The organism is Pseudomonas sp. E1BtOHC1 (genome assembly GCF_058744285.1).
On record NZ_CP196023.1, the window covers coordinates 5,732,707 to 5,747,040 of the forward strand.

Below are 14,334 nucleotides of genomic sequence, written 5' to 3' on the forward strand. Positions count from 1 at the left end.
CCGCTACCGATGATACGTTTTTGCCCCAATTGCCAGACTGAACGCTCACTGGCCGAAATCTTCTGCGAAGGGCGGGTCGACAACCGAGCCTGCGGCTGGGAACTGTCCGCCGAAGCGATTCATCCCGAAGGCTGGCGCCCACAGCCGGTAGTCACCCTCGAAGCGCTTGAGCCGCAGCCCCCGGTCGCAGCGGACAGCGGCTCCCCCCTGGTCTGCGGCAACGGCCATGCCATGGCGGACGGCGACCTGATGTGCCTGGTCTGCGGCGCCGACCCGCTCGCCCCGGAGCAACAGCCACCCACCGCGCCCCCAGCCGCCGACAGTGAAACCGTGATCGAAGGCTGGCGCCTGTTGCGTCAGATCAGCAGCGGCGGCGTGCGCGAGCGCTTTATCGCCGAGCACCGTGAAACCGCACACCAGGCGGTACTGACCCTCTACCAGGCCGGCGCCGAACCCGATCCCTCGGTGTACGAAGCCCTCAAGCGTCTGCCCCGGGAACACGTGCCGGAGATCATCCACACCGGCCGCTGGGACGAGCGCGCCTTCGAAGTAGCCGAAGAACTCACCGGCGGCACCCTGGCCGACCTGGGGATCGTGGTCAGCGATCGGGCGGCGGTGCAGCACATCGTCAGTGAGCTGGGCCAGGCCCTGCATGCCTTCAGCGAAGCCGGCTTGCGCCACCGCGACCTGCGTCCCGCGACCTTGCTGGTGCGCAGCCGTGAGCCCCTGGACCTGGTGGTCAGCGGCTTCGGCTCGGCGCGTCTGTCCGAGTTCGACCTGGACATCGTCTCGCCTCTGGAAACCAGCCGCTACATGGCCCCCGAAGCCATCGCCGGAGGCGTGGCCGCCGCCTCCGACTGGTGGAGCCTGGGGATGATCCTGCTGGAACAGTTGACCCAGGGTGAGTGCTTCGCCGGCATCAATGCCAACGCCTACCTGATTCACATTCTGGCCAATGGCGTACTGCTGCCGGACGACCTCGACCCACGCCTGGAGCTGCTGCTGCGCGGCCTGCTGGCCCGGGATCGTCACCAGCGCTGGCAATGGCCCCAGGTGCAGGCCTGGCTGCAGGGCGAAAGCCCCAGCGTACCGGCCTCGGTGGCCAGTGAAGAGGGCGCCGACGAAGGCGCCAGCATCGCCCTGGGCAACCGGCGCTTTCGTCGGCCGGGGCCGTTCGCCCTGGCCGCTGCCGAAGTCGAACACTGGCCTCAGGCCCTGGATCACCTGCTGCGCGGGGTCATCGTCACCTGGGCCGAACAGGCCGGCTTGTCGGCGCGGCAGTTGGCCGGCCTGCGCCAGGTGGCCCAGCACGAAGGGCTGGACGACGACACCCGGCTGATGCTCGCCCTGAAACTGCTGAACCCGGAAATGCCGCTGATCCTGCGCGGCGAGATCGTCACCCCGGGCTGGCTGCTGGAGCATCCCTTGGACGGTTACCGGTTGATCAGCGGCCCGGCCCCGGACCTGCTGGAACGCCTGGAAACCGAGCACTGGCTGTCGCGGCTCAAACTACGGGCCGAACAGGTGCGCCAACGCGCCCTGCACCAGGCCATCGAACTGGACGAGGACCAGCTGCGCATCTACCTGCTCTCCAGTTCCCGCGCTCGTCTGGCCGCCCAGTGGGAAGAGCGCCAACGCCTGCTGCCGGACAGCGAGCACAACGGCATCTTGTCCCTGGCCGACCGACGCACCATCAGCGAAGAAGACCTGATCGTGCTGCTCAGTGCCGCCATCGGCCAGTTCCGCTCGGTGGACGCCATCCTCGAAGAAGCCACCACCCTGGCCCGCGAGGCCGTGGTCCTGAGCTTCGATGCCGATAGCGCCCGTACCCTGCTGGGGCTGCCGCGCCCGGCCTTGTACCGTGAAATTGACGAACGCATCAGCGGCTTCGCCCGCTGTGGCGTGCCGAGCATCGATGAGTGGGCCGAGCAATTTCGCCTGGAACGGCGCATGCCCCTGGCCAAGGCCCTGGTGCTGCTAGCCATCGGCGCCGAACAGTGGCTGGAGCCGCAAAAGCAGCATTACGTTTCGCAGATCCTCGACTTTTTCGAGAAGAAGGTCGCCAGCGTGGTGCTGCGCGGCCCGCTGGTGCGCATGAGCATCGGCAAGACCACCGCCCGGGTCGACCTCAACGAATTGCACAGTGAACGCAGCCCGGCCCCGGCGCTGCTGGATCATCTGGTCGCGCGCAACGCCCAGCCCATCACCCTCGACCCGGCGTGCTTCGCCGAGAACCCGCAGCTGGATGCGCGACTCAACAGCCTGTACCGCCAAAGCTCGCTGTACAAACGCGACACCGGGATCGATGGCCTGTACCTGGGCTTCCCCTTCCTCCTGACCCGGGACCCGCGTGGTACCACCCGCACCCGCATCGCCCCCTTGCTGCTGTGGCCGGTCAAGCTGCTGCTGGAAGTCGGCAGCCGCGGCAAGGTGGCCCTGGTCTTCGACAGCGAGCGTGAAGAGGTGCGCCTCAACCCGGGGCTCGACACCTTGCTGGGCATCGATGCCGCCAAGCTCTGGCGCAAGGCCGCCGACGAACTGCTGGGGCGCTCGGCGCTCAAGGCCGGCGACGTCATGGACGCCTTCGGCATGCTGGCCACTGCCAGCTCCCGAGTGCTCGGCAGCCTGCCGCCGGCGACCACCGAAGTGCAGCCCTACCAGGATCAACTGGCCTGTGCCGCCGTGCTGTTCCATGTGGCCTTCATGGGCCAGGCCATCGGCGAGGATCTGCGCCAGCTCAAGGCCCTGCCTCCCGGCGGCACCGGCCTGGAAACCGCCCTGCGCCTGAACCCGACGCAACCAGACAGCAGCGACAGCCAGGCCACCGCGCTCGCGCCTGAACTGCAGCGCTTCTTTACCGTGGCCAGCGACCCCTCCCAGGAAGCCGCCGTACTCCAGGCCCGCCAGGCCCCCGGGTTGCTGGTGGAAGGCCCACCCGGCACCGGCAAGAGCCAGACCATCGTCAACATGGTGGCCGATGCCATCGGTCGCCAGCGCAGCCTGCTGATCGTCTGCCAGAAGCACGCCGCCCTGGAAGTGGTGCACAAGCGCCTGGTGGCCGAGGGTCTGGGCAACCGGGTGGTGATGCTCAACGACATCAACCGCGACCGTGAACCGGTGATCCGCAGTGTCCGCGAACAGCTCGAAGCCCTGTTCAAGGGCGATGCCGCCCAGCAACCCTGGCTGCACCAGCGCGAACGCCTGGCGGCGCGCATCGAAGCCCTGGAAGGTGAACTGGATCGTTTCCACCTGAGCCTGCACCGCATCGATGAACACTGTGGCTTGAGCTACCGCCAGTTGATCGGCGAACTGATCGGCCTGGAACAGGGGCCTGCGCCACTGGATGTTCCGGTCTTGCGCCAGCACCTGGCCGCCCTGGACATCGCCGACCTGACGCGTCTGGAAGAAGCCTGTGCACCGCTGATCCGCCTGTGGCTGCCGGCCCGCTATGAACAGAGCGCCCTGGCCCAACTGCAACCTTTCCCCACTGATGCAGCCACCCTGCAAGCGTTCAACCAGGGCTTCGAGCGCCTGTTGAGCTGCGAAGAGCAGCGCCTGGACACCCTGCAGGCGCACCCGGCCGACTTCGAAGTCGATGACCCGGCGCCCTACCGCGCCTGGCTTGAACAGCACGTGCACAGCCTGCTGGGCCTGGACGATGAACGCCGCCAACGGCTGGCGCGCTGGCTCCCCCTGTTCCGTGGCAGCAACAGCCAAGCAACGCAAGGCGACGAGCTGATCCAAGCCCTGCAGGCCCTGCGCCAACAACTGGAGCAATGCGACGCGGCGGCCCATCAGGCCGATCTGGCGCCGGGCCTCAGCGCCCTGCCCGCGGCCCAGCTGCGCACCCTGCAGCACCGCGCCCGCGCGGTTATCCAGGGTCGTTCCTGGCTGGCACGCCTCAACCCGCTGCGCCTGATCCGCCAGCGCCAGTTGCTGGCCTTCCTCGCTGAACAGGGCGCCCCGGCCGAGCCGCAGCGCCTGCCGGAACTGCTGGCGGCGGCCCAGCTGGAAAGCCAGTGGCGGCCATTGCGCAACCAGTTGCAGCAACTGCATCAGCAACTGAGCCTTGCAGAGATCGCCAGCGACTGTGGCCCGGGCCTGCTGCCGCAGGTACGCCAGGACCTCGGGCACCTGGAAGAGATCCGCACCCTGGCGCAGGCCATGGCGCAAGCTCCCCGGGTGGAGCAACTGGACGCAGTGGTCCTGACCGGCCAACGGCAATCTTTGGACAGCCTGCTGGCCGGTTATGACGCGGCCTTTATCCGCCACAGCGTGCGCCAGGACAGCCTGACTGCCCTGCAGCGCCTGAATCAGTGGCTGCAACCCGAGCTGCTGGGCCAATTGCGCCAGCGCGTGGAGCTCAACCAGAGCAATCAGTTGCCCCTCAATCGCCTGCGCGAAGCCTTGCCGACCCTGAGCGCCTACCAGGCGTTCCGCGCCCGGGCCGGCCAACTGGCGCCGGCAGACCTGGAGTTGCTGGGGGTACTGCGGGACTACCAAGCGACGCTCGATGGGATTCCCGCCGAGCAACTGGAAACCGTGGTCCGACGCATGCTCAACCGTGAAGCGCGACTGGGCTGGAAACGCCAGATGGAACAACGCCAACCCGAGCTGATGCTGGAGCACAGCGAAACCGCGGCGAAGATCACCAGCCTCGGGGAAGCCGACACCCAGATGCGCAGCCTCAACCGCCAACTGCTCAGTGAAGGCATCGAGCTGTCGCGCCTGGGTACCCGCAAACAATGGGAAGACGTCACCCGCCTCACTGGACGGCGTTCGCGCAGGCTGCGCGAGTTCATGGAGATGGGCGCGGGGCTGGGGCTGATGAGCCTGCGACCGGTGTGGCTGATGAACCCGGACGTGGCCAGCCGGGTGCTGCCGCTCAAGCCCGGGCTGTTCGATATCGTGATCTACGACGAAGCCTCGCAGATGCCCGTGGAGTTCGCCCTGCCGACCCTGTACCGGGGCCGAGTCACGGTGGTCAGTGGCGACGAGAAGCAGATGCCGCCCACGGCCTTCTTCTCCAGCCGGGTGGAAAGCGACGAGGCCGAACTGTTCGAGGGCGACCAGCCGGACGCCGACGCTGACGAAGAACAACGCGAAGCCTTCGAAGACACCTGGAACCGTCGCGAAATCAAGGACTGCCCGGACCTGCTGCAACTGGCCCGCAGCGCGTTGCCCGCCACCACCCTGCAGATCCACTACCGCTCGGCCTACCGTGAGCTGATCGGTTTCTCCAACGCCTCGTTCTATGGCAACCGGTTAAGCATTCCGGTGCGTCACCCAGAGGCCAATATCCTCGCCATCAAGCCGTTGGAGCTGATCCGCGTGGACGGCATCTACCAGCAGCAGGTCAACCCTGACGAGGCCGAACGGGTGGTCGACTACCTGGCCGAGCTGTGGCAAACGCCCTACGCCGAACGACCCTCGGTGGGCGTGGTGACCTTCAACCGCAAGCAGGCCGACCTGATCGAGGAGCGCCTGGAGCTGCGCGCCGAGCAGGACCCGGTGTTTCGTGCGGCCTACAGCCAGGAGCGCGAACGCAGCGAGGACGGCGAGGACATGTCGGTGTTCGTCAAGAACGTCGAGAACGTCCAGGGCGATGAGCGCGACATCATCGTGTTCTCCTCGACCTTCGGGCGTAACAGCCAGGGCAGTTTCCGGCGCAACTTCGGGGTTCTGGGGCAAACCGGCGGCGAACGCCGGCTCAATGTGGCGGTAACCCGGGCCCGGCGCAAAGTGGTGATGATCACCTCGATGCCGATTGCCGATATCTCCGACATGCTCACCACCCAGCGCCCACCCGCCAGCCCGCGGGACTACCTGCAAGGCTACCTGGAGTACGCCCGCGCCCTGTCGGCCGGGGAGTTCGCCAGCGGCCACAACCTGCTGGGGCGTTTGGTCACCGAGCGCCAGGATGCAAAGGTCCAGCACAACGCCCACAGCGACGGTTTCACCCAGGCGGTAGCGGCATTCATCCGTACCCTGGGCTGGAACCCGGTCAGTGCCAACGAAGGGGATGCCTTCGGCCTGGACTTTGCCATCGAGCACCCCGATACCGGGCTCTACGCCCTGGGCATCGAATGCGATACCCCGCGCCATGGGCTGCTGAGCCGCGCCCGCTCCCGGGAGATCTGGCGGCCATCGGTCCTGCGCCGGGCCATTCCCCATCTGCATCGGGTCTCGTCGCAGGCCTGGTACCACGACCCGCAAAGCGAACGCGCGCGTCTGCAGGTCGCCATCGAGCAGGCCCTGCAACCGCTGGCCGGCAGTGCGGCACAGACGCAACCCCAAGCCCTGGCTGACACGGAGCAAACCCCATGAGCGGCCCGAAAGTGGTGCGTATCGTCACCCGCGAAGAGATCCTGGAAATCTGCGCCGGCCACCTGCGGCGCCTGGAGCAGGCGATTGCCCGCTGGGAAGCACAGGCGCAACGCCTGGGGCAACTGAGCGAACAGGAACGGGCCGCCACCCACGGGCGTTTCCAACAGTTGCGCCAATTGATCGAGGCCGATCGCCTGCTGGATCTGCAAAAGCAGGTGCCAATCGAAATCCAGTTCCTCAAGGACGATCTGCAACAGCGGGAAAACCGCGCGGTGCAGCAGGCCACGCAACAGCGCCAACTGGCCCGCCGCCAGCGGGAAAACGCCGCCACTCTGCTGGGCGCGCTGCAAGGCAAAGCGCTGCCAACCGAACTGCTGCAACAGTTGCAGGCGATTGCCGACGGACAGCCCGTGGCGGCTGTCGAGTCGACTCTCGCCCAGGGTTTCGCCAGCCTCGGTGCCGCAGCCGAAGAACAGGGCCTGAGCGAGGCACAGCAGCAACTGGCCCGACGCCTGCAAGGCGAGAATGCTACCCAGACCCTGGCGCAATGGCGCGCCGCCCATGAGCAAAAGGAACCCAGGCTGGAACGCATCGAGCAACACATTGCCCAGTTGCTGACCCTCGATGATCAGGCCAGCGCCGAACCCTACCTGGCCAAGTTGCGCCAGATAGACGCCGAAACCCGCGTGCAGCAGCGCAACCTGCTGCTGGACAGCCTGGTGCTGGAACTGGCCCAGGCCACCCGCGACAGCCATGAACGCCGCGCGCGCCTGGTTCTTCTCCAGGAGCTGGCCAATGAAGTCGCGATCCTGTGTCCCGCGGCTGTCGAGCAAGAGCTGGCCCAGGCCGGACAATGCAGCCTGGCCAATATGGCGCCAGTGGATGAACTGATTGCCCGGTTCAACACGCTGATCGAAGCCGAGCTGCAACAACGCGCCGCCCTGGCCCGCCGCCAGGCAGTACTCGAAGGCCTGGCTGGCCTGGGCTACGAAGTCCGCGAGGGCATGGCCACTGCCTGGGCCAAGGAAGGTCGGGTAGTGCTGCGCAAGAGCGCCACTCCGGGGTATGGCGTGGAGGTCGGAGGCACGGCCGACAACGGCCGGCTGCAAGTACGTGCGGTGGCCCTCAGCGCCCAGCGCGATACCCTGCGCGACAAAGACATCGAGACCCTCTGGTGCGGCGAATTCCAGCGTCTGCAAGCCCTGCTGGCCGCCCAGGGCGACGCCCTGAGCATCGAGAAAGCACTGGCCGTAGGGGCCGTACCGCTCAAGGAAGTGCAACTGGACGACACCCGGCAGGAATACCGGGAGCAGGCGCAACAGCGCACCTGACCCCCCTCGCCCTGTGGGGACCGGCTTGCCGACGAAGGCAATCTCACGGGCCTCTTCGCTGGCAAGCCAGCTCCTACAATTCGCCTCCCCGTGGGAACCGGGGATCGGGCGGCGGTCAGAAGCCGGGGGCGATCTGGCCTTTGTAGCGGGTCAGGATGAATTGGCGTACTGCGTCGGAGTTCAGTGCCTTGGCCAGTTTCTGAATCCGCGGGTCGTTGAGGTTGTCCGGGCGGGCCACCAGAAATTCGATGTACAGGTCTTTGCCCTTCTCCACGATCAAGGCGCTGTTGGTGTCGATCCCGGCTTCCAGGGCGTAGTTGGCGAACACGAACGCCAGGTCCACCTGGCTCACCGAGCGGGCCAGCAAGGCGCCTTCCAGTTCACGGATCTTCAGGTGCTTGGGGTTGTCGACGATGTCACGCGGGGTGGCCAGGGTGTTGCTCGGGTCCTTGAGCTTGATCAGCCCCGCCTCATGCAGCAGCACCAGGGCACGACCGGTGTTCACCGGATCGTTGGGAATCGACACCGTGGCACCGTCCTTGAGTTCGGCGATGCTCTTGATCCGGGTGGAATAGGCACCGAAAGGCTCGATGTGCACCCCCACCACCGGCACCAGGTCGGTGTGCCGGGTCTTGTTGAAGTCATCGAGGAACGGCCGGTACTGGTAGTAGTTGGCGTCGAGGTTCTTCAACGCCAATTGCTGGTTGGGCTGGATGAAGTCGGTGAAGACCTTGATGTCCAGGTCCACGCCCTCCCTGGCCAACTCAGGCTTGATGAATTCGAGGATCTCGGCGTGAGGCACCGGGGTGGCGCCCACCAGCAGTTTCTCGTTGGCATGAACGCTCAAGGACAGCACAGCGGCCAATACGGCCAGGGTCTTTTTCATGGAGTTGCTCCTAAGGCAGATGACTGACAGCCGTCGTGAGGCGCACGTGGGCCGGGTGTTGTGGGTGTTTTTCAAGGGTTTGATTCAGCGTCGGCTGTAACGCGCCACCAGGCGGTCGCCGGTCATTTGCAGGGCCTGCACCAGCACCAGCAACAGGACCACGGTGACCAGCATCACGTCGGTCTGGAAACGCTGGTAGCCGTAGCGAATCGCCAGGTCCCCCAGCCCGCCACCGCCGATCACTCCGGCCATGGCGGTGTAGTCCACCAGCACGATGGCGGTCACCGTGACCGCTGCCAGCAGGCCGCCTCGGGCTTCCGGCAACAACGTGTGGCGGATGATCTGCCAGGTGCTGCCGCCCATGGCCTGGGTCGCCTCCACCACCCCGCGGTCCACTTCCCGCAGGGCGGTTTCCACCAGCCGGGCAAAGAACGGCGTGCAGCCCACCACCAGCGGCGGGATGGTGCCGGGCACCCCGAGGGAAGTGCCCACCAGCAAGGTGGTCAGGGGAATCAGCACGATCAGCAGGATGATGAAGGGCAACGAGCGCAGCACGTTGACCAGCACCGACAGCACTCGATAAACGCCCTGGGCTTCATGCAACTGGCGCTTGCCGGTGAGAAACAACAGCACCCCCAGCGGCAGCCCCAGCAGCACGGTAAAGCCCAGGGCCGCACCGAGCATGCTCAGGGTGTCGAGACAGGCCTGGGCGATATCGGCCCAGTAGATGTTCTTGAACCACTCGGCCATGGCGTCAGGACCAGTCGTGGCGCGGTGGCTTGATGTCGTTGAGCAGCCAGTTGCCCACCACGTGGTACTTCCAACGCACCGGGTCGTGCAGGGTGTGTACCCGGGCATTGCGCCAGTGGCGGTCGAAGTTGTGGCGTTTGAGGGTCGAGCGGGTGCCGCCCAACTCGAACAGCTTGTTGCTGGCCTCGATGGCGATCTCGGTGGTCAGCACCTTGGCCTTGGCCACCGCCAGGGAAGCCCGGGCAACACTGTCTTCATCGGGTGCCGGACGCGCCGCGTCCAGGGCCAGGCCGGCCCGTTCCAGCAGGGCTTCGGCGGCCTCCAGGCGGATATCCAGGGCCCCCACCTGGATGATGGTCAATGGATCTTCACTGGCCTTTTCCACCCCGGCGTCGATCCACGGCCGGGCGTGCTGACGAACAAAGGCGATGGTGTCCCGCAGCGCCGCCCGGGCGATGCCGGCGTCGATGGCCGCCGTGGTCAGCTGGGCGAAGGGCCCGGCCAGGGTCGGGCTTTCATAGGAGCGATAGGTGGGGAACAGGTTGAAGGCCGGCACCTGCAGGTTTTGCGCCAGCACCGTGCCGCTGGACGTGGTGCGCTGGCCGATGCTGTCCCAGTCATCGATCACCGCCAGTCCCTCGCTGCCCCGGGGCACGAAGGCCAGTTGCCCGCGGCCCTGCTCGTCCAGAGCCAGCACCGCCAGCCAGTGAGCGTACAGCGAACCGGTGCAATAACCCTTGCGGCCGTTGATCACATAACCGTCACCTGAACGACGGATGCTGGCCTGAATGTCCTGAACGTTCTTGCCGCCGGTTTCCGACAGCGCATTGGCAAAACGGTGGCCTTGCAGGGCCAGGGCGAAAAAATGCGTCTGCTGCTCCGGAGTGCCTTGCAGGCGGATGTCTTCCAGCAGGCAGTAGTGGTTCTGCGGGATCTGCCCCAGGGACGGATCGGCGGCGGAGATGATGGCGATCACTTCTGCCAGCACCGCGTAGGACACCTGGGCCCCGCCATATTCCCGGGGCACGCTGATGCCCCACAGGCCACTGTTGGAATAGAGGTCGACCAGCTGCGAGGGCACCTCACGAGTGCGGTCGCGCTCGGCGTCCTGCTCCAGCAGGACCGCCGCCACGCGCCGGGCCACGACCAACGCTTCGGCGCCATCGCGGATCACATGGGCAGCCGGGGTATGCAGGGGATAAAAGGCAGATTCAGGCAATGAAGACATACAGCGCTCTCGGGGCGAATGAAGGTTCCACCCCGTCATTGCAGCTTCTGTGCCGAAAGATCAGGCCTGTGAATTCAAGGATTTACAGGCCGTTCCTGGCGGTTGCCCAGTGGGCCGCCAGACAAATTGCTGGAGGGCTGTTGGTGGGCCAACAGTGAATCGCTGTTGCCTGGACGACACCTCGTCGGCCCACACCGGTACCTAAGGTTCCCGGGTATAGAGTGAAAGCTGCTCGATCCGGCGACGGACCCGTTTCCAAAAACAACATCAAGGAGAAACCCAGATGAGCGTCAAACCCATTCCCGAAGGCTTCAACGGCGTCACTCCCTACTTGGGCATCAAGCGCGCCGCCGAGGCCATCGAGTTCTACAAGCAGGCCTTCGGCGCGGTGGAAACCATGCGCCTGGACATGCCCGACGGCAGCGTCGGCCATGCCGAACTGCGCATCGGCGGCTCGGCCATCATGCTCGGCAGCCCCTGCGAAGAAACCCCGATGGACAGCCCGGACACCCACAAGACCTCGGTTGGGTTGCATCTGTACGTGGAAGATGTCGATAGCAGCTTCGCCCGGGCATTGGCCGCCGGCGGCAGCGAAGTGTCGGCGCTCAAGGACCAGTTCTATGGCGATCGCAGCGCCAGCCTGCGAGACCCGTTCGGGCATGTCTGGTTTCTGGCCAGCCGCAAGGAAGACCTGAGTACCGAGGAAATCAGCCGACGGGCGCAGGAAATGTTCCAGCAACAGCCCCATTGACCCGCCCTGAGGCCCAACACACCGTAGGAACCGGCTTGCCGGCAAAGCCCCTCTCACGGCCCCCCTCTTGTAGGAGCCGGCTTGCCGGCTAAGGCGATCTCACGGTCCCCTTCGCTGGCAAGCCAGTTCCTACACCGGCCAGCCGCCCCTGATGCACAAACCGAAAGCCCAGGAAAAATCCCATTTTCATGGGGTTTCCCGGGCTTCGTAACATTTACTTTCATATCGCCTTTCAGGATTTACGATTCTCATTCGTCTTAATTAGATGCAGCAGGCCGCGTTGGCCAAGGCTATGCCCGGCACCTTTGTGCCAGGCCCGGCCCAGGGTTCCAGTGCCGCTCCATTCCTCGAATCAAGACGCCCACTCCATGTCGAAGAAGTCCCGTTCAAAAATCTGGTTTCTGGTGCACAGCTGGCTGGCCCTGCCCATCTGGTTCTTTGTGCTGATCGTCTGTGTCACCGGCACCCTGGCGGTGGTCAGCCAGGAGATCGTGTGGCTGGCCAATCCGGATATCCGAGCCAGCAAACCCAGCGATGATGCGCAGCCGCTCAATTACGATCAGATCGTGGCGGCCATCAAGCAGGCCGAACCCAGCACCCGCATCGATACCATCGTGACCCCGGACGAAAGCCATTTCGCCCTGAGTGTCAGCGTCAGCTACCCGGACGGCCGCTCCCCGACGCTGTACGTCAACCCCTACACCGGGGTGATCCAGGGCACCAGCCCAGAGTTCGACTTCCAGGGCTTCACCCGGGCCCTGCATGGCTGGTGGCTGGTGCCCTTCACCAACGGCTATAGCTGGGGCTGGTACCTGGTATCGTTCCTGGGCCTGCCGATGCTGATTTCGTTGATCACCGGACTGGTGGTCTACAAGAAGTTCTGGAAGGGCTTTCTCAAGCCGACCTTGCGCCTGCGCCATGGGGCACGGATCTTCTGGGGCGACTTCCACCGCCTGAGCGGTATCTGGTCCATCTGGTTTATCACGGTGATCTCGATCACCGGCACCTGGTTCCTGATCGAGGCCGTTCTCGCCGACAACCACGTCAGCATTTCCAGCCAACCCATTGTCCCGGTCATCGCCCGCGAGCAGGTGCCGGCCACCACTGACGGCAGCCCGGCACCGATGATCGGCCTGGACCAGGCCATCGGCATCGCCACCCAGAAGATCCCCGGCTTCGACATCAGCTTCGTCAGCCTGCCAAGCAATGCCTACAGCCACCTGTACGTGGGCGGTCGTGGCTGGTACCCGCTGATGTACCAGACCGCCAACATCAACCCCTACACCGGCTCCCTGGACACCTCGCACCTGCTGAGCGACCGCAACACCCTGGAGTTCGTCACCGAGTCCATGCGCCCGCTGCACACCGGTGATTTTGGCGGGATCTGGGTCAAGCTGATCTGGTTCTTCTTCGGCCTGGTGCTGAGCATGATGGTCCTCAGCGGCCTGTTGATCTGGACCAAGCGTACCGCCCTGGCCACCGCCAACGCCCTCAAGCGTGAGGAGAAGGCCGCTCGTGCTCGTCCCGCCAGCAAACCCGTGCCGACGCCCACCCCGGCCATGAGCATCGAAACTTCGGAGAGCCACTCGTGAGCCAGACCCACAGCGCAACCGCGCCTTCGTTGCTGAGCCGGCTTTGGCACAAATGGCGCTTTCACCTGAACATCCTGCTGTTGCTGATCCCCCTGGGCTTCATGCCCAAGTACTTCGCCGACGTCGCATTGTTTCGGGGTGAAAGCGGCCTGGGGGAACGAGAAATCGGCGAAGTCCAGGTTGGCCCCTGGAGCCTGCGCCTGGCCGAGATGCGCAACGAAGCTCCCCGCAGCGATGGCCCCGCCGGCTACCTGAAAAGCTTCAACGCCGCCCTGTGCCAGGCCTGCATCGAGCCGGTCAAGGCTACCTACCTGCGCATCGGCAAACCCCGCAGCCTGCGGGCCGCCGGAGTGATCTTCTTCGGCAGCCCGTATCGCATGGGGGCCAGCCTGCCGATTCCGGAAAAGACCAAAGCCGACGCTGAGCTGTGGATCACCATGGAAGGCTGGGACGGCAGCATGCACCAGGCATCCATTCCCCTGAGCCAGGCTTCACCCGCCACCGTGGCCTGGCTCGAAAAACAAGGAGGCAAATGATGATTCGCGCAGTATCCACCCGGCGCCTCGGCGGCGCTGCCCTGTTGCTGCTGGGCGCCGCCTTCAGCCATAGCGCCCTGGCCCACAACCCGATGTGCGAGTGCAAGGCTATCGACGCCGAGCAGATCCGCTGCACCGGTGGCTTTTCCGATGGCAGCGGCGCACCGGGGGTGACCCTGGACGTGATCGGCTACGACGAAAGCATTCTGGTGCCGGGCAAGCTGGGGGCCGATTCGACCCTGACCTTCAAGAAGCCCGCCAGCGAGTTTTACGTGCTCTTCGATGCGGGCCCCGGCCACGTGGTCGAGATCGACCAAGCGGATATCGAGGCCCCATGAACCCAGCCACCACCCAGGTCGTGCGCCCCGCCGGCGCCGGCCACGAAACCCTCTATGTGCTGTTGTTGTGCGCGCTGATCCTGAGTGTGGCCGCCACGGTGGTGCTGTGGCGCGGCGAAAAAGTCGAAACCGCCAGCGTCGCCAGCCACCAACTGGACGCCCGCCGCGACCTGAGCGCTGGTGAACAAGGCATCTACGCCGACCTGCGGGTGACCCTCGATGAAATCCACCTGCTGCTGGCCGAAAGCCAGACGCTGCCGAGCCCGGAGCAACTGGCCGAGGAAGGCTTCGCCCCCTTCGCCCAGGACGCCAGCTCGGTGAGCCGTGGTGGCCATGCTTGGCAATTGCAGGATCGGGCCTACCTGGGCCTGAGCCAGAACCCGCAAGTGGCCGGTTCCTTTCTGATGCGCCTGGATACCGAGGATCAGGCCAAGGTGGATATCTGGCTCAATCGTGCCCCGTCCGTCACCGTGCCTGTCGATCTCAGCGACTCGCAGCTGGCCGCCGCCGGCTGGCAACAGGTGGTCGCGCAATTCGATGCCGGGGTGACTCGCCAGCATCGCCACTGAATCCACGTACTCCCCGAGAGAAGACT

The 14,334-nt window shown here is 65.4% G+C and carries 10 protein-coding genes; 7 read left to right on the forward strand and 3 right to left on the reverse strand.

Annotated features, from left to right (window positions below):
* Positions 1 to 9: 9 nt before the first annotated feature.
* Together ACSSVC_RS25780 and ACSSVC_RS25785 are read left to right on the forward strand one after the other, a co-directional pair.
* Positions 10 to 6,327, forward strand: a complete 6,318-nt coding sequence (locus ACSSVC_RS25780) for an AAA domain-containing protein (RefSeq protein WP_492611656.1) — start codon at positions 10 to 12, stop codon at positions 6,325 to 6,327.
* A complete protein-coding gene (locus tag ACSSVC_RS25785; RefSeq protein WP_446439294.1) occupies positions 6,324 to 7,658 on the forward strand; it encodes a coiled-coil domain-containing protein in 1,335 nt (444 codons plus the stop codon). The genes ACSSVC_RS25780 and ACSSVC_RS25785 overlap by 4 nt, the downstream gene beginning before the upstream one ends.
* 115 nt (positions 7,659 to 7,773) lie before the next feature.
* Here the strand turns inward: ACSSVC_RS25785 and ACSSVC_RS25790 are convergent, their stop codons facing one another.
* The 3 genes from ACSSVC_RS25790 to ACSSVC_RS25800 all read right to left on the reverse strand — a co-directional run bounded on the left by ACSSVC_RS25790 (position 7,774) and on the right by ACSSVC_RS25800 (position 10,522).
* On the reverse strand, positions 7,774 to 8,544 hold the full coding sequence (locus tag ACSSVC_RS25790; protein ID WP_346632099.1) for a MetQ/NlpA family ABC transporter substrate-binding protein: 771 nt from the start codon (positions 8,542 to 8,544) through the stop codon (positions 7,774 to 7,776).
* Positions 8,545 to 8,628: 84 nt separating this feature from the next.
* A complete protein-coding gene (locus ACSSVC_RS25795) occupies positions 8,629 to 9,294 on the reverse strand; it encodes a methionine ABC transporter permease (RefSeq protein WP_346632100.1) in 666 nt (221 codons plus the stop codon).
* A 4-nt stretch (positions 9,295 to 9,298) separates the two neighbouring features.
* Positions 9,299 to 10,522 carry an SfnB family sulfur acquisition oxidoreductase gene (locus ACSSVC_RS25800; RefSeq protein ID WP_492611657.1) on the reverse strand — a complete coding sequence of 408 codons (1,224 nt, stop codon included), beginning with the start codon at positions 10,520 to 10,522 and terminating at the stop codon, positions 9,299 to 9,301.
* A 283-nt stretch (positions 10,523 to 10,805) separates the two neighbouring features.
* Here ACSSVC_RS25800 and ACSSVC_RS25805 point away from each other — a divergent pair, with 283 nt between their 5' ends.
* The 5 genes from ACSSVC_RS25805 to ACSSVC_RS25825 all read left to right on the forward strand — a co-directional run bounded on the left by ACSSVC_RS25805 (position 10,806) and on the right by ACSSVC_RS25825 (position 14,308).
* Positions 10,806 to 11,273 (forward strand): VOC family protein, encoded by a 468-nt coding sequence (locus ACSSVC_RS25805; protein ID WP_346632102.1) that lies wholly within the window; start codon positions 10,806 to 10,808, stop codon positions 11,271 to 11,273.
* A 368-nt stretch (positions 11,274 to 11,641) separates the two neighbouring features.
* Positions 11,642 to 12,865, forward strand: coding sequence for a PepSY-associated TM helix domain-containing protein (locus ACSSVC_RS25810; protein ID WP_346632103.1), 1,224 nt, complete (start codon positions 11,642 to 11,644; stop codon positions 12,863 to 12,865).
* A complete protein-coding gene (locus ACSSVC_RS25815) occupies positions 12,862 to 13,401 on the forward strand; it encodes a PA2404 family protein (protein WP_404937409.1) in 540 nt (179 codons plus the stop codon). The genes ACSSVC_RS25810 and ACSSVC_RS25815 overlap by 4 nt, the downstream gene beginning before the upstream one ends.
* Positions 13,401 to 13,739 carry a hypothetical protein gene (locus ACSSVC_RS25820; RefSeq protein ID WP_346632105.1) on the forward strand — a complete coding sequence of 113 codons (339 nt, stop codon included), beginning with the start codon at positions 13,401 to 13,403 and terminating at the stop codon, positions 13,737 to 13,739. The genes ACSSVC_RS25815 and ACSSVC_RS25820 overlap by 1 nt, the downstream gene beginning before the upstream one ends.
* Positions 13,736 to 14,308, forward strand: coding sequence for a DUF6162 family protein (locus ACSSVC_RS25825; protein WP_346632106.1), 573 nt, complete (start codon positions 13,736 to 13,738; stop codon positions 14,306 to 14,308). Before ACSSVC_RS25820 ends, ACSSVC_RS25825 begins: the two co-directional genes overlap by 4 nt.
* Positions 14,309 to 14,334: the final 26 nt, after the last annotated feature.